This window comes from Roseovarius sp. (assembly GCF_040219995.1).
Taxonomy (GTDB): domain Bacteria; phylum Pseudomonadota; class Alphaproteobacteria; order Rhodobacterales; family Rhodobacteraceae; genus Roseovarius.
Map to the genome: position 1 here is coordinate 62694 of NZ_JAVJUC010000006.1, position 23000 is coordinate 85693.

Sequence of the window (23000 nt, forward strand, 5' to 3'; positions counted from 1 at the left end):
TAGCGCTTTATATCAGCCAAGCCCGAAGAACATCCGAACGTAGAGCAGGTTGCAGCCAAATCGCCGTGCCGGGGGGCGGCCCGGCGATGTGCGGCGGCCTTCGGCCTTGTTCCGCGCGTGAGTGTAGCGGTCAACGGCAGCTCAAGACCCCCCGCAGACCGTCATTTCAATTCCTCCGAAGGCTGCTAGGATCGCGACCAGTCGAAAGGGAGAGCATGATGCAGATCGTCCGAACGCAAGACGTCACGAGCAAGCAGGCCGATGCCGCCTATTTCACCGGCCGCGTCTGGCAGGAGCCCGTGGTCGAGACCCCGGAGCCTGCGCGCGTGCGGGCCCTGCGTGTCACTTTTGAGCCCGGAGCGCGCACCGCGTGGCATACCCATCCCCTCGGCCAGACGCTGCATGTGCTGTCGGGCGTGGGCCTGATCGGCACGCGGGACGGCACGGTGGAGGAGATCCATGCCGGGGACACGGTCTGGATTCCGCCGGGAGAGGAGCACTGGCACGGGGCCACGCCCGACCGGATGATGTGCCATATGGCAATCCAGGAAGCGCAGGACGGGCGCGTGGCGGACTGGCTCGAACAGGTGAGTGATGCGGATTATGCCCGCAGCTAAAGGCTGCCTCAGCCGCGCGCGACCTCCAGAAACCGCGCGATCTCCGCATCGGTGATCGACCAGTCGCAGACAAAGCGCGCCAGCAGCGGTTCATCCGCAGGGCCTTGATCGAGCGGACCGTCGCAGAGCGCATAACTTGCGCCTGCCGCTTTCAGCCGCTGATGGCTGGCGCGCGGCAGGCGGGCGAAGATCATGTTGACCTGCGGTTCAAATGCGATCTCGGCCTCGGGCAGGCCGCGCAACCCCTGAACCAGCTTGGCAGCCTGTGCATTGGCCGTCTGCGCCGTGCTCAGCCACAGGTCGTCGGCCAGATAGCCCAGCATCTGTGCCGAGAGATAGCGATGCTTGGAAAAGAGATGCGCCGAGCGTTTGCGACGCAACTCGAATTCCCACGCGTTTTCCGGGTTGAAGAAGATCACCGCCTCGACCCCGAGACAGCCATTCTTGGTACCGCCCATCGACACTGCGTCGATGCCTGCCTGCCAAGTCATCTCGGCGGGGGTGCAGCCCAAAGCCGCCACCGCATTGGCAAAGCGCGCGCCGTCGAGATAGCAGGGCAGGCCGTGATCGCGCGCGACCTGGCTCAGCGCGGTGATTTCCGCGCAGCTATAGATGCGCCCGCGCTCGGTCGCCTGTGTCAGCGCCAGCGGCCCGTGCTGCGGGTTGTGGACATCGCCCGCGGGCCAGGCGCTGATCGCGGTCTGCAATTCATCCGGCGTCATCTTGTCGGCCTCGCCCACAAGGCTGAGCTTCGCGCCACCGGTAAAGAACTCGGGCGCGTTGCACTCATCGGTGTGGATATGCGCAAGCGGCGTGCAGAACACCGTCTGCCACGGCTGCGACAGGGTGGCGAGGGCCAGCGCATTGGCCGCCGTGCCGGTGGCCACCAGATAGACGCTGGCCTGCGGCGCCTCGAACAGCGCGCGCAGGTGGTCGCGAACCTGCTCCATCAGCGCCTCGTCGCCATAGGACGGCATGTGCCCGGCATTGGCCTCGCTCATCGCCTGCATGACGGCGGGGAGCGCCGGGCCGGAATTGTCGGAGGCGAATTGCATCAGGTGGGCTCCTCTATGATATGCTCTTCCCAGTCATCCTCGGGCACGTCGAACTCCGGCACGGTGCGATGCTGCATCGACACGCCCGCGTCATGCACGCTCTGCGGATCGCCGGAAATCAGCGGGTGCCAGTCATAGAGCGGCTTGCCCTCGTAGAGCAGTTTATAGGCGCAGGTTTCGGGCAGCCAATAGGCGTGGCGCTCGATCGTGTGGGGTTTGAGCGATATGCATTCCGGCACGAATTGCTGGCGGATGGAATATTGCCCGCAGCGGCAGGTGGTGTCATCGAAGAGCCGACAGGCGACGCGGGTCAGCGCCACCTCGCCGGTCTCGTCATCCTCCAGCTTGTTGAGGCAGCATTTGCCGCAGCCATCGCAGAGCGCCTCCCATTCCTTTTGCGTCATCCGGTCGAGGCGGGTGGTTTCCCAGAAACGCGGGCGCAAGCCGCTGCGGTCGATGGGATCGCTCATAGCGCGGCCAGTATGCTGCGCGCGCGGGCGCAATCGGCATCCATCTGCGCGATGAAGGCGTCGAGACTGTCAAATGTCTCCTCGGGGCGCAGGTAATCGACCAGCGCGACCGAAAGCGGCGCGTCGTAGAGATCGCCGGAGAAATCAAAAATGAAAGTTTCCAGATTGGGCACCTCGCCGTGGAACATCGGACGCAGCCCGAGCGAGGCGGCGCCGTGATACTGCCCCTCATGCGGCCCGTCGAGCACATCGACGAGCACGGCATAGACGCCGAATTTCGGTGGGTGCAGCCCTTCGATGGACATGTTCGCGGTCGGATAGCCAAGCGTGCGGCCCCGCTGTTCGCCGCCCACCACCGGCCCGTCGATGCGGTGCCAATGGCCCAGCATGGCGGCAGCGGTGCGCGGGTCACCGTCCGAGAGCGCGCGGCGGATGGCGGTGGAAGAGACTTGACCGGCATCGCCTTCGAGCAATTGCGCGATGGTCACGCCAAAGCCCATCTCCGCGCCGAACGCCTGCAAATCGGCGGCATTGCCCGCGCGCCCCTTGCCAAAGCAGAAATCCGCGCCAACCACGACATGCGCAAGGCCCAGCCCGTCCCGGATCACGTTCCGCGCAAAGTCGCGGGGGGTGAGCGAGGCGAGCGCCGCGTTGAAATTTATCTCATAAAGCCGCTCGACCCCCAGTTTTTCCAGCCGATGCGCGCGCGCATCTCGGCCCATCAGGCGGAACGGGGGCGCGTCGGGCGCGAAATATTCACGCGGATGCGGCTCGAATGTCAGGATGCCCAAGGGCGCACCGCTGCGTGCGCCTGCTGCGCGCGCCTGATCTATCACCGACAGATGGCCGATATGGACGCCATCGAAATTGCCGATGGCGACAGAGGCCCCGCGATCGGCCTCGGTGACATAGGTGTAATCCCGGATGATACGCATGGGGCATGGCCTAGCGCCGCGCGGCGGCGTGCGCAAGGGTGATCAGGCGGGACGGCGGGCAAGGGCCGCTGTCACATAGACCAGCATCAGAAGCACCGCCGCGCCGGTCACGAAAAGTGCGAGTGCCGCCATCAGCGGGGCCAGCGGCAGGAGCGAGGCGACGGGGCCGGGCAGGGCACCCGTGGCCAGCGTCCAGCCCAGTGTCGCCGTGAACCAGACGAGGATCATCACCGCCGCCGTGCCAAGCGTCGTGCGCAGCCCCGCGCGGCGCACCCGCAGGCCCCGGCGCAGGGCGGTGACGGGCTGCGCAAGGTCGCGCCCGATGGCCAGCAGGGCAGGCACCACCAGCAGCACCAAGAGCATGCCAAAGCCCAGGCCGTAAACCAGCGTGATCACCGTGGGCTTGAGGAATTGCGCCTGCGTGGAGCGCTCGAACAGCAGCGGTGCCAGCCCCAGCACGGTGGTCAGTGTCGTCAGCAGCACCGGGCGCAGGCGGTCGCAGGTGCCCTCGATGATTGCGGGGATCAGCCCGCGCGTCTCGGCGTGCTCATCAATCGAGGTCACCAGAACGATGGAATCGTTGATGATGATCCCGGTCATGCCCAAGAGGCCCACCACCGTGAACATCGACAGCGGCACATCCCATTGCGCATGGCCCCAGATCGTGCCGACAAGGCCAAACGGGATGATCGCCATCACCACCATGGGCCGGGTCCAACTGGCAAAGACCAGCGACAGCACGAGGTAGATGCCCAGAAGCGTCATGATCAGCCCCATGCGGGCGTCGGCCATGAACTCATCCTCTTGTTCACTCAGCCCCGCGAGGCGGTATTCGACCTGATGGGTGGCGGCGATCTCGGGCAGGATCTCGGTCTCCAATGCGCGGCTGATCTCGGCGGCGCGGGCCGGGTCGTCCTCGGAGATATCGCCGGTCACGTTGATCAGGCGCAGCCCGTTCTCGCGCCGCACGGTGGCAAAGCCGGTGCGCTCGGTCACGCTGACCACGTCCCCGAGCGGCACGTATTGGCCTGAGGGCGCGCGCAATTGCATGGTATCTAGGAAATCGGCGGTCAGTTCACCCCGTGGCAGTTCGACCCGCACCTCGGCCGAGCGCGGACCGTCGGGATAGGTGGCAGCTTCGATGCCGTTCACCCGGTGGCGCAGGATGCGGCCCAGATCGTCGATGGTAAAGCCCATGGCGGCGCCCTGCGGCGTCAGATCGAGGATCAGTTCGGACTTGTCATAGGCAAGGTTGTCTTCGAGCGCCGAGACCTCCGGATAGCGCGCGAGGGCGGATTTGAGCGCCTCGGCGGCCTGCTTGAGCTCCTCTGCCGTGGCACCATGCAGTTCCACGTCGAGCGCGTCGCCGCCCGGCCCCGAACGGCTGCCGCGAAAGCTGAGCGTCTCGGTGAGCGGCAGTTGCGTGACCTTCTCCTGAAGGTCGGCGACAAACGCAAAGCTGGAATAGGGGCGCAGGTCGGGGTCGATTAATTCGATGGAAATGCCGCCCAGCAGGTCCGCATCCTTGGTGTCCGCGCCCGACAGACCCCGCCCCGAAGTGCCGCCCGCCTGGGCGATCACATAGCTGAGCGGATTGGCCCCGTAGCGGTCCTCATATTCCGCACCGAGCGCCTCGGTCGCGCGCTGCATTTCGCGCATCTGCGCCAGTGTGTCGGCGCGGCTCGCCCCCGGGGCCATCGCGAAATTGCCCGAGACGCTGCCGCGTTCGGGGGCGTTGAAGAACCGCCACGTCACGTCGCCCTGCAAAAAGCTGCCGATCTGCGTGGCCAGCAAGAGCACCGCGCCTGCAAGCACCGCATAGCGCGCCCGGATCAGCAGCCCGAGAAGCGGGCGGAAACCCCGCTCGCGCACCCATGTAAAGCCCCGGTTCACAACCCGGCTGGGCATATCGTACCAATGCGCCTTGGCGGAATGGGCAAGCGCGTGGGCCATGTGATTGGGCAGGATCAGAAAGCATTCCACCAGGCTCGCGGCCAGCACGGCGATCACGGTGACCGGAATGTCATAGATCAGGTCGCCGAACCGCCCGCCGATCACCGCGAGGCCGAAAAAGGCAATCAGCGTGGTCAGCGTGGCCGAAAAGACCGGCAGCGCCATGCGTCCGGCGGCGCGTTCGGCGGCGACCATCGGCGGCTCGCCATAGCGGCGGTGGCGCGCGTCGGCATGTTCGCCCACCACGATGGCGTCATCCACCACGATGCCGAGGGTGATGATGATCGCGAAAAGCGAGATCATGTTGAGCGTGAGACCGGCGGCATACATGATCGCCACCGCCGCCAGCATCGCCACCGGAATACCCGCCGCCACCCAAAACGCGGTGCGCGCGTTGAGAAAGAGAAAGAGCAGCCCGACCACAAGCGCAAGCCCGGTCAGCGCATTGTCGAGCAGCATATCGAGCCGGCCCGATATGGCCTCGGACCGGGTGCGGATAAGGTCGATCGAGACGCCCTCGGGCAGGGTTTGCAGCATGGTGCCCGCCACGTCGCGCACCTGTGCCTCGATATCGAGCGCGTCGCCCTTGGCCGAGCGGGCGACGCTGACCGAGATGGCGGGGCGGTCACCCACGAAATAGGCCACGTCGCGCGCCGCCCCGGCCACCCGGATATGCGCCACATCGCCGATGGTGAGGGCGGTGCCATCGCGCTCCATCCGCAGCGGGATGTCGGCGATCTCGGCGGGGCTGCGTTTGGCCGTACCGGTGCGCACGCGGGTATTCGCGCCCTCCATGTCGCCCGCCGGATCGGTGGTGATCTCGGCGGCGATGGCCGTCGCGATCTCTTCCATCGTGATGCGATGCGCGATGAGGTTGGAGCCGGGCACCTCGACCACCGTTTCGGGCGCGGCGACACCTTCGATCGTGGTCCGGGTGACGCCCGTATCGAACAGGCGCGCGACGAATTCATCGGCGATGCGGGCCAGTTGCTCGGTGCCCACCGGGCCGGTGATCACAACGTCCGTCACGCTGTCGCGCCATGCGCCGCGTCGCACCACCGGTTCGTCGGCCTCGTCGGGCAGGGTGGTGATCTGGTCAAGTGCTGCCTGCACCTCGTCGGCGGCGCGGCCCATGTCCCAGTCGGGTTCGAACTCCAGCGTGATCGCGGCGCTGTTCTCGCGGCTCGATGCGCGCGAGCTTTCGACGCCTTCGACCGCCAGCAGCGCCGGTTCGATGATCTGGACGATGGCATTGTCCACATCCTCGGCGCTGGCCCCTTCCCATGTGACCGAGACGGAAACGTTGTCGATGATGATGTCGGGAAAGAACTGCGCGCGCATGCGCGGCATGGCCATCAGGCCAAGCGCGATCAGCAGCACCAATAGCAGGTTCGCTGCCGTGCGGTGCCGGGTGAACCATGAGATGACGCCGGTCATCGGCCTCAGCCCCCCATCCGGCGTTCGAGTCGTTCGACGGTCTGCGCGGGCACTTCCGGGCGCTCAAGCTCTGCCAGCAGGCGGGCGCGCATCGGGGCGGGCATGGCGCGGTCGCCCTCGACATAGGCGCGCAGGCGTGCGCGGCGGTCGGGGTCGAGCGTGAGGGTCGCCCCGGCATTGGCCTCGGGGCTCAGTCGGCGCACCTTGATGCCGGGGCCGAGGACCGGGCTGCGTTCGCTCACCACCTCGCGCCCGGCAAGCCCTGCGCCGCGCACGAGGATGTCGTTGTCCTGACGGCGCAGCAGGGTGACGGGCAGGCGTTCAAGCCGCTCATCTGCCCCGAGCACCAGCACCGTGCCCTCTGGCCCGAGCGCCGTGGCGGGCAGGCGGATCACCGCGTTAATCGCGGGTTCCTCGACGCTGACGGAAACGAAATCGCCCGGTTTCATGGCGGGGGCATCGCTGAGCGTGGCAAAGAGCATGCGGCCGCTTTCGCCTTCGGCGAGGCTCGCTGATTGCCGGGTGATCTGTCCGGTGGCGGTCAGGTCGAGCCCGCCGGTGTCGAGCGTTACGGTCACGGGGGCGGGCAGCAGCGTGCCGTCCTGACCCAGCAGCCGGGCATATTGCGAGGTCGAGACCCGGAACGCCACCTCGAGGGCTGTGCCATCGACCAGCGTGGCCATTTGTTCATTGGCCGTAATCAGGCGCCCCTCGATCACGCTCACATCGCTGAGCGTGCCGGAAAATCCGGCGGTGATGCGGGTTTCCGCCAGGCGCCTCTCGGCCTCCGACAGGGCAAGTTCGGCGCGGGCGGCGGAGGTCTTGGCCTGATCGACGCGGGCCTCGGCCAAGGCCAGCGCCTGACGACTGGCGAGCACCGCCTGTCGCGCCTGCACGACGTTGTATTCGGCGGTTTCCACGGCCGTCAGGGTGCCGACGCCACGATCCTCAAGGTCGCGCTGACGGGCCAGCGCCCGGTCCTGAATCTCCGACTGATCGCGCCGCGCGGCCAGCTCGTCACGCGCCAGATCAAGGGCGCGCGCCGCCTCGCGCTCTTCGGCGCGGGCATCATCAAGATCGGTCCGCGCGCGGCTGACTGCAGTCTCTGCATCGGCGGGGTCGATCCGGGCAAGAAACTGCCCGGTCCGAACCGTGCCGCCCTCTACGAAATCGGGCGACAGTTCGGTGATCACACCGGTCACCTGCGCGCGGATTTCCAGCGTGCGGCGGCTCTCGATCTGGCCAAAGGCCGACAGGACGGGTGTGATCCGCGCCTCCTCTGCGGTCACCGTGCGCACCGCAAAGACCCGCTCGCGGCGCTCTGGTGCGCGCGGCTCCTGTGCCATGCGCTCCTGCACGGCGCTGACCACGATCTGACCGGCATAGGCCAGCAGACCCAGGGTCAGTGACAGAAGGAAGAGGCCGAAAAGCCCCTGACGCAGAAACCGCATGGCGTGCCACTCTCATAGTACCGGCCCGGCTGGCTGGCGGATGGACTACATTTAACCGCGACAGGGCAAAAACCAAGTCACGCCGAGGTTATACGCGGGCCGCTTTCATTTCCGGCGCTGATGCTCGTCGAGCCGTGGCATGATCTCGACAAAGTTGCAGGGGCGGTGGCGGTAATCAAGTTGAAAGGCAAGGATCTCGTCCCATGCGTCCTTGCACGCACCGGGGCTGCCGGGCAGGGCAAAGAGATATGTGACGCCCGCAACACCGCCGGTGGCGCGGCTCTGGATCGCCGAGGTGCCGATCTTCTGCATCGAGACCATGGTGAAGACCGTGCCAAACGCGTCGATCTCTTTCTCGTAGACATCGCGATGCGCCTCGACCGTGACATCGCGCCCCGTTAGGCCGGTGCCGCCGGTGGAGATCACCACGTCCACCTCCGGGTTCGCCACCCATTCGCGCAGTTGATCGGCGATCTGGTCGCGCTCGTCGCGCACGATCATCCGGTCGGCAAGGATATGGCCCGCCGCCTCGAGCCGCTTGACCAGCGTGTCGCCGGAGCGGTCATCGGCCATGTCGCGGGTGTCCGAGACGGTGAGCACGGCAATGCGGACGGGGATGAAATCCTTGGTCTCATCAATGCGGGACATGATTGGTCAACTCCGGGACATGAGGGCGAGACGGGCGGCCAGCGCTGTGAAGATTGCGGCCGAGGCATAGCCCAGCCCGCGATTGAAGCGCGCAGAGGTGGCAAGGCGGCGGCCAACACCGCCGGCAAAGACCCCGACCGCACCGTTGATGAAAAACCCGCCCACGGCCAGCACGAGGCCGTAGACCAGGAATTGCGGCAGGATCGCGCGGACAGGATCGATGAATTGCGGAACAAAAGCCAGAACGAAGAGGATCACCTTGGGGTTCAGCAGGTTCACCAGCATGCCCTCGCGAAAGGCGCGCGCGGGGCTGAGGCGTGGCGCGTCGGGGCGCATCGGGCCTTGGCTTAGCGCACCCCAGGCCAGCCACAGCAGATAGCCCACGCCAAGCCAGCGGATCACGTCGAGCGCCAGCGGCAGGGCGGCGATCACGGCGGCCAGACCCAGACCCGCCAGCGTGACATGCACAATACCGCCCGCCGAGATGCCCGCGCTCGCGGCGATAGCGGGGCGCGGGCCCGCCCGCAACCCAAGGCCGAGGCAGAACATCATGTCCGCCCCCGGTGTCAGGTTGAGCGCGAGGGCCGCGGGGATAAAGGCCAGCAGGGTCAGCGGATCGACGATCATGCCCGCCCCGCAAGCCGCGCCTTGAGCGCCAGAAGATCGGCCCAAGCCTCGCGCTTGGCCGCCGGGTTGCGCAAGAGGTAGGCCGGATGGAACATTGGCAGGGCGGGTTTGCCATAGGCCTCAGACCACTGCCCGCGCAGCCGGGTTATCCCGCGCTTACCCAGCCCCGCCTCGCAGCTGATATTCCCCATCAGGACAACCACATCGGGGTTGGCCAGTTCCACATGCCGCGCCATGAAGGGGCGCATCATGGCGATCTCATCGGCGTTGGGGTCGCGGTTCTGCGGCGGCCGCCAGGGCAGGATATTGGAGATATAAAGCGCGGTCTCGGGCGTGTCGGCCCCGCGCGACAGGCCGATGGCGTCGAACATCCGGTCCAGCAACTGCCCGGCACGGCCCACAAAGGGTTTGCCCTGCATATCCTCGTCGCGGCCCGGCGCCTCGCCGATGATCATCAGCCGCGCAGCGGCACTGCCGTCGCAGAACACCAGATTGCGCGCACCGCGCCGCAGATCGCAATGCGGATAGGCGGCAAGCGCCGCGCGCAGCGCGTCGAGCGTGGGGGCGGCTGCAGCGGCTCTTTCCGCGTCTGCCAGCGGGTCGGTCTTGGCCTGTGGCGCGGGGATCACGGGCGTGGCCGTTGCGGTGTCCGGCTTGGCGGCAGGTTTCGCGGCTTTCTCGGGTAACTCATAGCGATTGACCGGCGCATCGCCGATCGCCTCGGTCGCGCCAAGCTCGATCTGCCAGGCAAGGCTGGCAAGGACTGTCTCGGGGGTGAGGGGCGATTCCATGCACGCGAGGCTATCCCGCGCGGGCGCTGCGGAAAAGGGGCGATGATCGTTGCGGTTCCCACACTGCGGAATTCGAGTATTTCTGGAAAGATGAAGCGGCAGCAGCCGTCAATCCCCGCCTTGCCCCGAACGGGCCGGGGTCTTACAAGGCAGGAAACCGGTCGGAGGACAGCATGACATTTCCGCACGCGCATCTCTTGGGGATCGAGCCGCTGTCGCAAGGGGACATCACGGCGATCCTCGATCTGGCCGAAGAGTACGTCACGCTCAACCGCAGCGATGCCAAGCATGGCGACGCGCTGGCGGGGCTCACGCAGATCAACATGTTCTTTGAAAACTCAACCCGCACGCAGGCCAGTTTCGAGCTGGCGGGCAAGCGGCTGGGCGCGGATGTGATGAACATGGCGATGCAGGCCAGCTCCATCAAGAAGGGCGAGACGCTCATTGACACGGCGATGACGCTCAACGCGATGCATCCCGATCTGTTGGTGGTGCGGCATCCGCAATCTGGTGCTGTGGATCTCTTGGCGCAGAAGGTGCGTTGCGCGGTCTTGAACGCGGGTGACGGGCGGCACGAGCACCCCACGCAGGCGCTGCTCGATGCGCTGACGATCCGCCGGGCCAAGGGGCGGCTGCACCGGCTGAGCATCGCGATTTGCGGCGATATTGCGCATAGCCGCGTGGCGCGCTCGAACATCATCCTGTTGGGCAAGATGGAAAACCGGGTGCGCCTCATTGGCCCGCCGACGCTGATGCCAACGGGGATCGCGGAATTCGGGGTCGAGGTGTTTGACGACATGCGCGCCGGGCTCGACGGTGTCGATGTGGTGATGATGCTGCGGCTTCAGCGCGAGCGGATGGATGGCGGGTTCATCCCGTCGGAGCGCGAATATTACCACCGCTACGGCCTCGATGCCGAAAAACTGGCCTATGCCAGGGAAGATGCCATCGTGATGCATCCCGGCCCGATGAACCGGGGCGTCGAGATCGATGGCGAGATTGCCGACGATATCAACCGCTCGGTCATTCAGGATCAGGTGGAGATGGGCGTCGCGGTACGCATGGCGGCGATGGATCTGCTGGCGCAGGGCCTGCGGGCGCGGCGCGCGGCATGAGCACGGTGCTCGATATCCCGGCGCAGGAGGCGCATGTGGTGCGGGTCTTTTCCGTGGTCGAGGAGATGGGCGCGCCGCTGGAGGATGCCGCGGTGCTGGAGGCTCTGGGGGCCGAGGGCAAGCTGCGCTCAGAGGATATCGAGCTCTTCGATCTGACCGATCTGCAGGACATGCCGCTGTCGGCCTATCTGACCGAGGGGCATGGCATTGCCGAGGCTGACCTCAAGGATATGCGCGGGCAGCTCGACGGGCTGACAGGCCGCGTGCTGATCCTGCCGTCGCGGGCCTTTCAAGGTCAGGCGATGAAGATGCGCGTGGGCGGCGCGCTGCGGCTCGTGGGCCGGTTCGAGGAAGACGTGACCCCGGTCAGTTTCGATCCGCTGCCTGCGGGCGGCGCGCATGGTACTGTGGCGGGCACGGGCGCGCCACCCGAGACCCCGCGCGGCATGCGCCGGGCGGCGCTGGCGCTGGTGGCGCTGCTCATCGGCGTGGCGGTGCTGGTGCTCGTGCTGATGGGGCGATCATGAGCGAGGGGCTCATTCATTCGATGACGCCGACCGCCCCGCTGGCCGAGGGCGAGCGGGTGCTGCACAGCTTTCATCCCGACCGGGCGACCTATTGGCGCGATCATGCCTGGCTGGCGGCGGGCGCGATGGCGCTTGGCATGATCGTCCTTTGGGTCATGGGCAACCCGCATGCCTGGACCGGCGCGGTCGGCGGGCTGGCCGCGATCGCCGTGCGCGCGGGTTACGTCGCCTCGGACGAGCTCAAGGCGCGGTGGGATCTGACAGATCATCGCCTCCTTGGCCCGCAGACGCGCGCCATGCGGCTGGCCGAGATCAAGACCGTTCGGGGGCTGGGCAGCGCCGTGCAGGTGGTGACCGCCGCCGGGGACAAGCACCTGATCAAGTATCAGGCCGACCGCGCGGGCACCGAGGCGCGCCTTCGTGCCGCCGCTGGTCTGAAGGAGGGTTGAGCGATGCAGGAACCAAAAGACCCGCGCATGTCCGGCAAGATCGCGATGCTGGCGCTGCTGTTGATCGCGGCGCTGACGGTGGTGATGGTATGGGTGGCGGGATGAGTTGGGAAGACTGGCAAGGTCAGCTGGACGACAAGGATGTCATCGTATTCGGAAGTTCTACTGCATCGCCGCCATCGGTTGCGCATATCATGGCATTCGCGGCTTTCGCAGGTGTCATACTTTTCGCCATAGTGGGCTTCATTGCCATGTGGATCACGGGAAATCGGCCTGCGGCTAATGGCTTTGGCTTTTTTATATTAGGCGTGCATTTTTTCTTGTACTTTGTTTTACCTCGCGGCCCGTTCAAGCCATATCGCTTCGCTGACAGTCGGGAATGGGCGCTGACCAAGGATGGTCTGTATTTCGAGAATCGCGCGTTCATTCCGGCTGCGGCGCTGACGCGTGTCGGAGGTTTCGGGGGGTTTTTTGTTTTGCACTTCAAGGAAAACGGCACCGACGCCTGTCATTGGCTGCACGGCGGGATAAAGAACCGCCGCCTGCGCGCGGCCCTGCGCGAGATGATCCGGGAGCGGAAGGACGTAACCGTATGAGCCCTATCCTTTTCACCAATGCCCGCCTGATCGACCCCGAGGCGGGGACGGATGCGCCGAGCTGGCTGTTCATCGCGGCGCTGACGGTGGTGATGGTATGGGTGGCGGTATGAGTTGGAAAGAGCAGAGTAGCGCAGCCGGGAACAAGGACTTTCCATTTTCAGGAAGGTCCTATTCGCCGCCGCCATCGACTGTTCATATATTGGCGTATTCAGGCTTCTGGGTGTTCTTGATCTGGAGCTTGATGATCAAGTGGTCCGAGGGAGACTGGATGGCAGGTGGTGGCACCACAATGCTGGCAGGCGTGCTTATGCTCTTTGCGATGCAAGGACCTTTCTTTGCCTTCTTTCCTTTCCGCTCCAAGGGCACAGACTGGATGCTGACGAGGGACGCTCTTCATTTTCAGAATCGTGCGTCCATTCCGGCGGCGGCGTTGACGCGTGTCGAAGGTTTCGGGGGGCTCGTTGTTTTGCACTTCAAGGAAAACGGCACCGACGCCTGTCTTTGGCTGAACGGCGTGATAGAGAACCGCCGCCTGCGCGCGGCCCTGCGCGAGATGATCCGAGAGCGGAAGGACGTAACCGTATGAGCCCTATCCTTTTCACCAATGCCCGCCTGATCGACCCCGAGACGGGGACGGATGCGCCGGGCTGGCTCTTGACCCAAAAGGGTGTGATCGCCGCGCGCGGCACCGGGGGCGAGGTGCCGCAGGCCGAGACCGTGATCGACTGCGGCGGTCAGTGCCTCGCGCCCGGCATCGTCGATATCGGGGTCAAGGTCTGCGAGCCGGGCGAGCGGCACAAGGAAAGCTATCGCTCTGCCGGTCTGGCGGCGGCGGGGGGGGGCGTCACCACCATGGCCACGCGGCCCGACACGCTGCCTGCCATCGACACGCCCGAAGTGCTCGAATTCGTGGAGCGCCGCGCCAACGAGGCGGCCCCGGTGAATGTCCTGCCGATGGCCGCGCTGACCAAGGGGCGCGAGGGGCGCGAGATGGTCGAGATCGGCTTCCTGATGGATGCAGGCGCCGTGGCCTTTACCGATTGCGACCACGTGGTGCGCGACACCAAAGTGCTGAGCCGCGCGCTGAGCTATGCGCGCAGCCTCGGGGCATTGGTGATCGGGCACCCGCAGGATCCGGGGCTGAGCGCGGGGGCGTCCGCGACCTCCGGCAAATTCGCGAGCCTTCGCGGCCTGCCCGCCGTCTCACCCATGGCCGAGCGGATGGGGCTCGACCGCGATATCGCGCTCTTGGAGATGACTGGCGCGCGTTATCATGCCGATCAGATCACCACGGCGCGCGCGCTGCCCGCCCTGCAACGGGCCAAGCGCAACGGGCTGGATATCACCGCCGGCACCTCGATCCATCACCTGACGCTGAATGAGCTTGACGTGTCGGACTACCGCACCTTCTTCAAGGTCAAGCCGCCGCTGCGCTCCGAGGAGGACCGGCAGGAGGTGATCGAGGCGCTGCGCGAGGGGCTGATTGATATCATTTCCTCGATGCACACCCCGCAGGACGAGGAAAGCAAGCGCCTGCCCTTCGAGGCGGCGGCGAGCGGGGCGGTGGCGCTGGAGACGCTGTTGCCGGCAGCACTCCGGCTTTATCATGCAGAGGCGCTCGATCTGCCGACGCTGTGGCGGGCGATGTCGCTCAACCCTGCCAAGCGGCTCGGGCTTGACTGTGGCAGGCTGAGCAAGGGCGCGCCCGCAGATCTGGTGCTGTTCGATCCCGGCAAGCCCTTCGTGCTGGACCGGTTCGCGCTGAAGTCGAAATCCAAGAACACCCCCTTTGACGGGGCACGGCTACAGGGTAGGGTCACCGCGACCTATGTGGCCGGAACCCGCGTATACGAGGCCGAGTGATGCCCCCTTTTGACAGCGATTTGAGTATGCTTCTGCTCTGGGCCGTGATCGGCTACGGTCTCGGTTCGATTCCCTTTGGCATGGTTCTGGCGCGCCTCATGGGGCTGGGCAACCTGCGCGAGATTGGCTCGGGCAATATCGGTGCCACGAATGTCCTGCGCACCGGCAACAAGACGGCGGCGGCGCTGACGCTACTGCTCGACGGGGGCAAGGGCGCGGTCGCGGTGCTGCTGGCGCGGGCCTATGCGGGGGGCGACGCGGTGCAACTGGCCGCGCTCATGGCATTTGTCGGCCATTGCTATCCGGTCTGGCTGGGCTTTCGCGGCGGCAAGGGGGTGGCGACATTCCTCGGGCTCATGCTGGCATTGGCCTGGCCGGTGGGGGTCGCCTGTTGCGTGACGTGGCTGGCGGCGGCGAAACTGTCGCGGATTTCGTCGATGGGGGCGCTGGTGGCGGCGGCCTCCTCGGTGATCTGGGTGCTGCTGATGGGCTATGGCGGGGCACTGGTGCTGGTGCTCCTGCTGACGGGTCTGATCTTCTGGCGGCACCGCGACAACATCGCGCGGATCAATGCCGGGACCGAACCGAAGATCGGTCAGAAGGGGTGAGACGGATACGGTTTGGTGAACTTGGCCTGAAACTGCCGTTGCCGCATCCCGCGCGAAACGCACCGAAGGTGCCGCGCGATCGCCGGGCCGTCCCGCGGCCTGGCGATTTGAGGGGTTGCAAAACGTGTCTATTTTACAATGACTTGGCTGGCATAAAGTACCCGCCACACCCGTCGCATCGCCAGTCCCCGGCCCTGCGATCACGCGGCACCTTCTAGCGGGGTGCTATGTCCGCTCAAGGCCAAAACCGATGCCGCGCCCCGCTTGGTCCCCTTCAGGCAAAACCCGTGATCAGTTGCCGCAACCCGAGCGCCGCGCCGGCGAAGATCGCCGCAAACGTCACCGGCGCGCTGAGCGACAGCACCGAGAAAGCCGAGATGCCCTGACCCACCGTGCAGCCAAAGGCCAGCACCGCGCCGAAGCCCATGCAGACTGCGCCGAGGATCTGACGCTTGAGTTCACGCGGGTCCTCGCAGGCCTCCCACCGGAAATGCCCCTTGATCAGGCTGCCGCAGAACGCGCCTGCCAGCACGCCGAAGACCGAGGCCACGCCAAAGCTGAGCCCGCCGCCGCTTGCGGTCATCAGGAACAGAATGGATTCGCCGAGTGGCGCGGAAAACGTGTGGCTCTGGACCGATTGCAGCATGAAGCCATGCGTCGCCACCCACGATGTGCCGACCCAGCCCGAGGTGATGGCAAGGCCCACCAGCGCCCCCCAGAGCATCGACCGGCGATCGCGCAGGAACCCGCGCGAGCCAAGTGCCAGAAGCGCGATACCGGCTGATATGAGCAGCCCAGCCCCGATCATCGGCAGACCGGTCAGGCGCTCGACGATCTGGGCATAGCTTTGGGTATCGAGCGCCGGGGTGGTGGCCTCGGTCGCCATGATCCGCAGCCGCGCCAGCGGGCCCGACATCATCGCATAAGCGGCAATGCCCATCACCAGCACGATCACGAAAGACCGCAGATCACCGCCGCCGAAGCGCGCCAGCGCGCCAAAGCCGCAATTCCCGGCCAGCGACATGCCATACCCGAACAGCAGCCCGCCCAGAATCGACGCAAAGGGCGACCACGGCGTGATCCAATAGGCGTTCATCGCGATATCGAAGCCCCCAAGCGCCACCGCGGCAAAGGCCGAAAGCCCCGCCACGCCGATCGCCAGCCCCCACATCCGCAGGCGGGTGTCGCTGTGCTGATAGAGATAATCCTCGATCGCACCAAGGGTGCAGAACCGCCCCAACCGCGCCGCAAGGCCAAGGATCAGCCCGCCGCCGAACCCGATGAGCGCTATGAGCATAGGTTCCGGAATGCCGCCGGGCATGTGTCTCCTCCATTTGTCGCTGGCAAGGCCCCGGCTCCTCCGTCAAGGCTGCTTGCAAAAGAGATCGTAGACCACTTCAAGCATCGTGATCGCGCGCCGGTCTGTCAAACGGTAATAGATCGCCTTGCCTTCACGTCGTGGTGTAACGAGCCGCTCTGTCCGCAGCCGCGAGAGCTGTTGCGAGACCGCCGCCTGACGCGCCGAGAGCAGGTCTTCGAGCTCGGTCACGGTCTTTTCGCCGGTCGCGAGATGGCACAGGATCATCAGCCGCCCCTCGTGGCTGATCGCCTTGAGAAACTCGGCCGCGTCATGGGCGTGGCCCAGCATCGTGTCGAGGCTCTCTGATGTGATGTCCATGTTTGGCGGAGGGGCTTTGCGCAGCATGGCCGGTTACCGCAGGGCCGTGGCGTCGGGATGCGCGTCAAGCAACTGCCCCAGCAGGAACCAGAAAAACTCGTCGCCAGCGTAGCCCTCCATCCGGCCCAGTTCGCGGCCCTCGTGGACCAGCACGAAAGTTGGGGTGAAGACCGGGCGCGAGGTAAACGCCACATCCTCGGGCAGATCACTGATCAGCACCCGGCGCAGCGGCGCGCGCGCGCCTTCCTCGGTGTTGGGGTAGGCCGGGGCGATCTCGGCGTTCCATTGCTCGCACCAGTGACAGCCGTGTTGTTCGACCATGATCAACTCTGCCGCCCGAAGCGGGCCGGTGAGGCCAAGCGTCAGCCCGAGGCTGACCAGAACGGCGGCGCATATACGCATTCTTTTGTTCCGATTGACGGAGGCAATAAAACATATAATAGTTTGAATGTGTTTCAGGATCAACCCATGTAAGGCTGCGTGATGTTCGATGTCTCCCTGCTCAGCGCGTTCATCGGCGGGCTGATCGTCTTTTTCTCACCCTGCGTGCTGCCGATCGTGCCGTTCTATCTCAGCTACATGGCTGGGGCCTCGATGTCGGAAATCAGCGCCGAGGGGCGGCTGGCCCCCGGCGTGCGGCGCCGCGCCTTTGCCGCGTCGGTGATGTTCTCGGCGGGGATCATCACGGTCTTCGTGCTGCTGGGCGCGGCGGCCTTCGGGCTCAGCCAGGCGTTTCGCGGCTTTCAGACCGAGTTTCGCCTGTTCGCGGCGCTGGTGGTGCTGATCCTCGGGTTACATTTCTTGGGCGTGCTGCGCATCGGGTTTCTCAACCGCGTTTTCCAGATGGAGGCGGGGGACACCAAGAACATGTCGGTTCTGGGGGCCTATGTGGTGGGCTTTGCCTTTGCCGCCGGGTGGACGCCCTGCGTGGGCGGCGTGCTGACCGCTGTCGTCTTTACTGCGAGCACCGAATCCACGGCAATGGAGGGGCTGGGGCTGCTGCTGGTCTTTGGTTTCGCGATGACCACGCCGTTCATGGTGGCGTCGCTCTTTATCGGGCCGTTCCTGCGGTTCGCCTCGAAATTCCGCCGCCACCTGCCCAAGGTGGAAAAGGCGATGGGGCTGCTGCTGATCGTGTTTGCCGCGCTGATCGCCACCGATAGCGTCAATCATATCGCGCAATGGATGCTGGAGACGTTTCCGGTGTTCCAGAATATCTAGGAGAGGAGGAGATCATGACACGTTTTCTGAGCCTGCTGGCGGCCTGTCTGCTGGCGCTGCCGGTTGCCGCCGCCGAGTTGGGCGATGACGGGCTGCACAAGACCGACTGGATGCGAGACACGTTCAAGGACCTGCGCGAGGATCTGGATGAGGCGAATGACGAGGGCAAGCGGCTGATGATCATGGTTGAGCAGCGCGGCTGCATCTACTGCACGCGGATGCACGAGCACGTGTTCCCGCGCCCCGAGATCGCCGATTATATCCGCGAGAACTTCTTTGTCGTGCAGCTCAACCTGCATGGCGATATCGAGGTGACGGATTTCGACGGGGAATCACTGAGCGAAAAGGCCGCGACCCGCAAATGGGGGCTGCTGTTCACGCCGTCGATTCTGTTCCTGCCCGAAGAGGTACCCGAGGGGCAGAGCGCGGCGCAGGCGGCGGTGGCGCTGATGCCCGGCGCGTTCGAGGCGGGGACGACCCTTGATATGCTGACATGGGTGAACGAGAAGCGATATGCGCTTGATACGGATGAAGATTTCCAGCGCTATCACGCACGGCGCATTCAGGAACGCGCAGCAGAGTGAAACGGGATAAGGCGAGTGTCGGATTACATTAAATTCAAAAATCAGAATTTATTGTTGTGTGATCTCGTCATTGTGTCCTATGATATACAAAAATGTGAATGTGTTAGGGAGGACGCATGAAACGAACACTGATGACGATCGCGCTGATCGGTGCCGCAACAGGTGCCACAGCTGCCGAGATTGCCCCGGGCGAGGTTCCTTTCGAGGATGGTGCCGTGGCCGTATCGCTGACCGGGGCGCCCGGTGATCCTGCCCGTGGCCGCGAGGTGGTGGGCAACAAGTCGCTCGGTAATTGCGTGGCCTGCCATGCCAATTCCGACATGAGCGACATTCCGTTTCATGGTGAGATCGGTCCGATGCTCGACGGCGCGGGCGAACGCTGGAGCGAGGCAGAGTTGCGGGGAATCGTGGCCAATGCCAAGATGATGTTCCCGGATTCGATGATGCCGTCCTTCTACAAGGTCGATGGCTTCACCCGCCCCGGCAACGCCTATACCGGCGAGGCGGCGGATGACAGCTTTGGCCCGCTTCTCACCGCGCAACAGATCGAGGACGTGGTGGCCTATCTCGCCACCCTCAAGTACTGACCGCCGCCCCTGCAAAGGACGGCCTCGAACAGGAGTTCAGCAAGATGACAATGACGAGACGTAGCGTGATGGTGATGGGCGCGGGCGCATTGGTGGCCTTTGGCCTGCCGATGCGGGCAAGCGCCACAGGCGAGGACGCCATCGCCGCATTCACTGGTGGGGCAGACATGGGCAGCGAAGGCCTGACTCTGACCGCGCCCGAGATTGCCGAGAATGGCAACACCGTGCCGATCGAGGTCGACGCACCCGGTGCCGAGGCGATCCTCGTGCTGGCCATGGGCAACCCGACACCCGGCGTGGCCGAGTTCAAGTTTGGCCCGCTGGCTGGTTCGCACAGCGCCTCGACCCGCATCCGCCTGGCCGGAACGCAGGACGTGGTCGCGATCGCCAAGATGAAGGATGGCTCTTTCGTCAAGGCATCGAGCAACGTCAAGGTCACCATCGGCGGCTGCGGCGGCTGAGGCAGGAATTTAGGAGAATCCGACAATGGCAGACAATGTGAAACCCCGCGTGAAAGCGCCGCGCAAGGCAAGTGCCGGCGAGACGGTCACGATCAAGACCCTGATCAGCCACCCGATGGAATCCGGTCAGCGCAAGGACGCCGATGGCAACACCATCCCGCGGTCGATCATCAACCGCTTCACCTGCGAATTCAACGGCGAGACGGTGGTCGACGTGACCATGGAGCCCGCGATCTCGACCAACCCGTATTTCGAGTTCGAGGCGGTCATTCCCGACGCCGGTGACATGAAGTTCACCTGGTACGACGACGATGGCTCTGTCTACGAAGAGACCAAGAGCATCGCGCTGGCCTGAGAAAGGCATCACCGTCAGGGAGGGACGACAATGAAAAAAACAGCACTGATAACGGCGCTTCTGGGAGCGGGTGCACTCACGGCGGGGGCGGCATGGGCCGAACCCGTCGAGGATACGCTGATCATCAACGAAGAGACCGAACTCACCACCTGGACCGAGGCCCCGGCGTCGGTCGAGGGGGCGTTGCCCGAAGTGATCTCGGGCTGGCATTTCCGCGGCACCGAGACCCGCGCCATGCAGGCCGATGATTTCGACAATCCCGGCATGATCTTTGTCGAGCAGGCGATGGATGCCTGGGACACGGTCGAGGGCGAGGCGGGCAACTCCTGCGCAAGCTGCCATGGCGATGCCGAGGAGAGCATGAAGGGCGTTCGCGCGGTTTATCCCAAGTGGAACGAAGACGCGGGCGAGGTGCGCACGCTCGAGATGCAGGTCAATGCCTGCCGCACCGAGAACATGAAGGCCGAGCCACTGAAATACACCGGCACCGAGATGACCAGCATGCTGGCGTTGATCTCGTCCGTGTCGCGCGGCATGCCGATCAACGTGGCAACGGACGGTCCCGTGGCCGAGACCTGGGAGCAGGGCAAGGAGCTCTACTACACCCGCACCGGCCAGTTGGAGCTGAGCTGCGCCAATTGTCACGAGGACAATTACGGCCGCATGATCCGCGCCGATCACCTGAGCCAGGGCCAGATCAACGGCTTTCCGGTCTACCGGCTGAAGAACACCAAGCTGAACGCGGTGCATGCCCGCTTCAAGGGCTGCGTGCGCGACACCCGCGCCGAGACGTTCAGCCCCGGCAGCCCCGAATTCGTGGCGCTTGAGCTTTATGTCGCAAGCCGCGGCAACGGCCTGTCGGTCGAAGGGCCGTCGGTCCGCAACTGAGTGAAGACCCCCGCTTGGCCATGGGCCGGGCGGGGTTTTTCTTGACTAAAAACATTCAAAATTCCGCATGTGATCCCTGCGGTAGTGGAAAGGTCAGACATGATCTCGCGTCGCGATTTTCTTCAAACGAGCATGGCGGCTTCGGCCATCCTTGGGGCGTCATCCTTCGGCAACTGGGCCAAGCTGGCCGCGCAGCAGGCGCTGACGCAGGATCAGCTCTTGCAGTTCGACACGTTCGGCAATGTGAGCCTGATCCACATCACCGACATTCACGCGCAGCTCAAGCCGATCTATTTCCGCGAGCCGTCGATCAATATCGGCGTCGGCGACAACAAGGGCGCGGTACCGCATGTCACCGGCGCAGAGTTCCGCAAGCTTTACGGCATCGACGATGGCAGCCCGTCGCATTACGCGCTCTCTTCGGGCGATTTCAGCGCGCTGGCGCAGGCCTATGGCAAGGTCGGCGGACTGGACCGGATGGCGACCGTGATAAATGCGATCCGCGCCGACCGGCCCGATGCGATCCTGCTCGATGGTGGTGACACCTGGCACGGCTCTTACACCTGCTACAAGACCGAAGGTCAGGACATGGTGAATGTTCTGAACGCGATGAAGCCCGACGCGATGACTTTCCATTGGGAGTTCACGCTAGGCTCTGACCGGGTTCAGGAAATCGTCGAGGACCTGCCCTTCGCAGCCCTCGGCCAGAACATTTTTGACGCCGAATGGGACGAGCCCGCAGAGCTGTTCCCGCCTTACAAGTTCTTCGAGCGCGGCGGTGCCAAGATCGCCGTGATCGGTCAGGCCTTCCCCTATATGCCGATTGCCAATCCGGGCTGGATGTTCCCCGAATACTCCTTCGGTATCCGCGACGAGAACATGCAGGCGATGGTTGACGAGGTGCGGGGCCAAGGGGCAGACCTCGTGATCGTGCTCAGCCATAACGGCTTTGACGTGGACAAGAAGATGGCGGGCATCGTCAGCGGCATCGACGTGATCCTGTCGGGCCACACCCATGACGCGCTGCCCGAGCCGGTTCTGGTGGGCGAGACGATCATCGTGGCCTCTGGCTCTAACGGCAAGTTCGTCAGCCGCGTCGATCTCGATGTACGCGATGGCCGGATGATGGGCTTCCGCCACAAACTGATCCCGATCTTCTCGGACGTGATCGAACCTGACAAGGAGGTGGCCGCGCTGATTGATGAGCAACGCGCGCCGTTCAAGTCCGAGTTGGAGGAGGTGATCGGCCAGACCGAGAGCCTGCTTTACCGGCGCGGCAATTTCAACGGTTCGTGGGATGATCTGATCTGCGAGGCGCTCATCGAAGAGCGCGAGGCCGATATCGCCATGTCGCCCGGCGTGCGGTGGGGCCCGTCCCTCATCCCCGGGCAGGACATCACCCGCGAGGATATCTTCAACGTGACCTCGATGACCTATGGCAAAGCTTACCGTTCCGAGATGACCGGCGAGTTCATCAAGGTGATCCTTGAGGACGTCGCCGACAACATCTTCAACCCCGATCCCTATTACCAGCAGGGCGGCGACATGGTGCGGATCGGTGGCATGGGCTACCGGATTGACATCAACCAGCCGCAGGGCAGCCGGATCAGCGACATGACGCTGCTCAAGACCGGCGAGGCGATCGACCCCGAGAAGAATTACGTGGTCGCCGGTTGGGCATCGGTCAACGAGGACACCGAGGGCCCGCAGATATGGGACGTGGTCGAAAACCATATCCGCAAGCAGGGCACCGTGCGTGTCGCACCCAATGACAGCGTCAAGGTGATTGGCGCATGAGATCCAGTCGAGAGGAGGCATTCGAGATGTCTGAGCTTTTCAAGGGCAACCCCACCTCACGCCGTGCGTTTCTGCGCGGCAGCGTGGCCGCGGCGGCCGGGGCCGTCACGGCGGGCGCGGCACAGGCGGGCACGCCCGACCCGCTGATCACGGATGTGCAGCCCTGGGCCACGGGCCTTGGCGACGGGGTCGATGCCTCACCCTACGGCCTGCCGATCGAATACGAATCCGACGTTGTTCGCCGCAATGTCGAATGGCTGACCGCCGATACGATTTCCTCGATC

General features: G+C 64.9%; 27 protein-coding genes. 16 read left to right on the top strand and 11 right to left on the bottom strand.

All coding sequences use genetic code 11. The annotated features are described in order from the left end of the window. Nucleotides 1-218: 218 nt before the first annotated feature. Nucleotides 219-617, top strand: coding sequence for a (R)-mandelonitrile lyase (locus tag RID11_RS00770; protein WP_350134999.1), 399 nt, complete (start codon nucleotides 219-221; stop codon nucleotides 615-617). Nucleotides 618-625: 8 nt separating this feature from the next. Here the strand turns inward: RID11_RS00770 and RID11_RS00775 are convergent, their stop codons facing one another. From RID11_RS00775 to RID11_RS00810, 8 genes are all read right to left on the bottom strand, one after another. Continuing rightward, nucleotides 626-1672 carry a threonine aldolase family protein gene (locus tag RID11_RS00775; protein ID WP_350135002.1) on the bottom strand — a complete coding sequence of 349 codons (1047 nt, stop codon included), beginning with the start codon at nucleotides 1670-1672 and terminating at the stop codon, nucleotides 626-628. Continuing rightward, nucleotides 1672-2142, bottom strand: coding sequence for a YcgN family cysteine cluster protein (locus RID11_RS00780; RefSeq protein WP_297774616.1), 471 nt, complete (start codon nucleotides 2140-2142; stop codon nucleotides 1672-1674). The genes RID11_RS00775 and RID11_RS00780 overlap by 1 nt, the downstream gene beginning before the upstream one ends. Continuing rightward, nucleotides 2139-3077 (bottom strand): bifunctional riboflavin kinase/FAD synthetase, encoded by a 939-nt coding sequence (locus tag RID11_RS00785; protein WP_350135005.1) that lies wholly within the window; start codon nucleotides 3075-3077, stop codon nucleotides 2139-2141. Before RID11_RS00785 ends, RID11_RS00780 begins: the two co-directional genes overlap by 4 nt. A gap of 42 nt (nucleotides 3078-3119) precedes the next feature. Then, nucleotides 3120-6467 (bottom strand): efflux RND transporter permease subunit, encoded by a 3348-nt coding sequence (locus RID11_RS00790; RefSeq protein WP_350135008.1) that lies wholly within the window; start codon nucleotides 6465-6467, stop codon nucleotides 3120-3122. Between the two features lie 5 nt (nucleotides 6468-6472). Then, complete coding sequence (locus tag RID11_RS00795) at nucleotides 6473-7918, bottom strand: efflux RND transporter periplasmic adaptor subunit (RefSeq protein ID WP_350135011.1); 1446 nt, start codon at nucleotides 7916-7918, stop codon at nucleotides 6473-6475. A gap of 105 nt (nucleotides 7919-8023) precedes the next feature. Next, nucleotides 8024-8566 carry a molybdenum cofactor biosynthesis protein B gene (gene moaB / locus RID11_RS00800; protein ID WP_350135014.1) on the bottom strand — a complete coding sequence of 181 codons (543 nt, stop codon included), beginning with the start codon at nucleotides 8564-8566 and terminating at the stop codon, nucleotides 8024-8026. 6 nt (nucleotides 8567-8572) lie between these two features. Further along, nucleotides 8573-9193, bottom strand: a complete 621-nt coding sequence (locus RID11_RS00805) for a LysE family translocator (RefSeq protein WP_350135017.1) — start codon at nucleotides 9191-9193, stop codon at nucleotides 8573-8575. After that, on the bottom strand, nucleotides 9190-9984 hold the full coding sequence (locus RID11_RS00810) for a uracil-DNA glycosylase (protein WP_350135020.1): 795 nt from the start codon (nucleotides 9982-9984) through the stop codon (nucleotides 9190-9192). Before RID11_RS00810 ends, RID11_RS00805 begins: the two co-directional genes overlap by 4 nt. 173 nt (nucleotides 9985-10157) lie before the next feature. Between RID11_RS00810 and RID11_RS00815 the strand changes: the two genes are divergently transcribed. The 7 genes from RID11_RS00815 to plsY all read left to right on the top strand — a co-directional run bounded on the left by RID11_RS00815 (nucleotide 10158) and on the right by plsY (nucleotide 15145). Continuing rightward, entirely contained in the window at nucleotides 10158-11099 is a 942-nt protein-coding gene (locus RID11_RS00815; protein WP_350135024.1) for an aspartate carbamoyltransferase catalytic subunit, read from the top strand. Then, the gene (locus RID11_RS00820) at nucleotides 11096-11626 is read left to right on the top strand and encodes a hypothetical protein (RefSeq protein WP_350135027.1); all 531 of its coding nucleotides are present in this window, start codon (nucleotides 11096-11098) and stop codon (nucleotides 11624-11626) included. The genes RID11_RS00815 and RID11_RS00820 overlap by 4 nt, the downstream gene beginning before the upstream one ends. Beyond that, nucleotides 11623-12075, top strand: coding sequence for a hypothetical protein (locus RID11_RS00825; RefSeq protein WP_350135030.1), 453 nt, complete (start codon nucleotides 11623-11625; stop codon nucleotides 12073-12075). The genes RID11_RS00820 and RID11_RS00825 overlap by 4 nt, the downstream gene beginning before the upstream one ends. A gap of 101 nt (nucleotides 12076-12176) precedes the next feature. After that, on the top strand, nucleotides 12177-12671 hold the full coding sequence (locus tag RID11_RS00830) for a hypothetical protein (RefSeq protein WP_350135033.1): 495 nt from the start codon (nucleotides 12177-12179) through the stop codon (nucleotides 12669-12671). 109 nt (nucleotides 12672-12780) lie between these two features. Beyond that, nucleotides 12781-13260, top strand: a complete 480-nt coding sequence (locus RID11_RS00835; RefSeq protein ID WP_350135036.1) for a hypothetical protein — start codon at nucleotides 12781-12783, stop codon at nucleotides 13258-13260. Next, nucleotides 13257-14537 (top strand): dihydroorotase, encoded by a 1281-nt coding sequence (gene pyrC / locus RID11_RS00840; RefSeq protein ID WP_350135039.1) that lies wholly within the window; start codon nucleotides 13257-13259, stop codon nucleotides 14535-14537. The genes RID11_RS00835 and pyrC overlap by 4 nt, the downstream gene beginning before the upstream one ends. Continuing rightward, entirely contained in the window at nucleotides 14537-15145 is a 609-nt protein-coding gene (gene plsY, locus RID11_RS00845) for a glycerol-3-phosphate 1-O-acyltransferase PlsY (RefSeq protein WP_350135042.1), read from the top strand. The genes pyrC and plsY overlap by 1 nt, the downstream gene beginning before the upstream one ends. 274 nt (nucleotides 15146-15419) lie before the next feature. Here plsY and RID11_RS00850 read toward each other — a convergent pair whose 3' ends face one another. Genes RID11_RS00850 through RID11_RS00860 form a run of 3 tightly spaced genes read right to left on the bottom strand, consistent with a single transcriptional unit; the run spans nucleotide 15420 to nucleotide 17225 of the window. Then, complete coding sequence (locus RID11_RS00850; RefSeq protein WP_350135045.1) at nucleotides 15420-16466, bottom strand: YeeE/YedE family protein; 1047 nt, start codon at nucleotides 16464-16466, stop codon at nucleotides 15420-15422. A gap of 42 nt (nucleotides 16467-16508) precedes the next feature. Further along, nucleotides 16509-16823 (bottom strand): ArsR/SmtB family transcription factor, encoded by a 315-nt coding sequence (locus RID11_RS00855; protein ID WP_350135048.1) that lies wholly within the window; start codon nucleotides 16821-16823, stop codon nucleotides 16509-16511. Between the two features lie 33 nt (nucleotides 16824-16856). Further along, entirely contained in the window at nucleotides 16857-17225 is a 369-nt protein-coding gene (locus tag RID11_RS00860; protein ID WP_350135051.1) for a thioredoxin domain-containing protein, read from the bottom strand. Nucleotides 17226-17306: 81 nt separating this feature from the next. Here RID11_RS00860 and RID11_RS00865 point away from each other — a divergent pair, with 81 nt between their 5' ends. From RID11_RS00865 to RID11_RS00900, 8 genes are all read left to right on the top strand, one after another. Then, nucleotides 17307-18044, top strand: a complete 738-nt coding sequence (locus tag RID11_RS00865; protein ID WP_350135054.1) for a cytochrome c biogenesis CcdA family protein — start codon at nucleotides 17307-17309, stop codon at nucleotides 18042-18044. Nucleotides 18045-18058: 14 nt separating this feature from the next. Continuing rightward, nucleotides 18059-18628 carry a thioredoxin family protein gene (locus RID11_RS00870; protein WP_350135057.1) on the top strand — a complete coding sequence of 190 codons (570 nt, stop codon included), beginning with the start codon at nucleotides 18059-18061 and terminating at the stop codon, nucleotides 18626-18628. 116 nt (nucleotides 18629-18744) lie between these two features. Beyond that, the gene (gene soxX, locus RID11_RS00875) at nucleotides 18745-19215 is read left to right on the top strand and encodes a sulfur oxidation c-type cytochrome SoxX (protein ID WP_350135060.1); all 471 of its coding nucleotides are present in this window, start codon (nucleotides 18745-18747) and stop codon (nucleotides 19213-19215) included. Nucleotides 19216-19259: 44 nt separating this feature from the next. After that, a complete protein-coding gene (gene soxY, locus RID11_RS00880; protein ID WP_350135063.1) occupies nucleotides 19260-19676 on the top strand; it encodes a thiosulfate oxidation carrier protein SoxY in 417 nt (138 codons plus the stop codon). 25 nt (nucleotides 19677-19701) lie between these two features. Then, on the top strand, nucleotides 19702-20031 hold the full coding sequence (gene soxZ, locus RID11_RS00885) for a thiosulfate oxidation carrier complex protein SoxZ (RefSeq protein WP_350135066.1): 330 nt from the start codon (nucleotides 19702-19704) through the stop codon (nucleotides 20029-20031). A 30-nt stretch (nucleotides 20032-20061) separates the two neighbouring features. Beyond that, complete coding sequence (soxA, locus tag RID11_RS00890) at nucleotides 20062-20919, top strand: sulfur oxidation c-type cytochrome SoxA (RefSeq protein ID WP_350135068.1); 858 nt, start codon at nucleotides 20062-20064, stop codon at nucleotides 20917-20919. A 99-nt stretch (nucleotides 20920-21018) separates the two neighbouring features. Continuing rightward, on the top strand, nucleotides 21019-22716 hold the full coding sequence (soxB, locus tag RID11_RS00895) for a thiosulfohydrolase SoxB (protein WP_350135071.1): 1698 nt from the start codon (nucleotides 21019-21021) through the stop codon (nucleotides 22714-22716). A 26-nt stretch (nucleotides 22717-22742) separates the two neighbouring features. After that, a partial coding sequence (locus RID11_RS00900; RefSeq protein WP_350135083.1) for a twin-arginine translocation signal domain-containing protein occupies nucleotides 22743-23000 on the top strand: 258 nt, incomplete at its 3' end.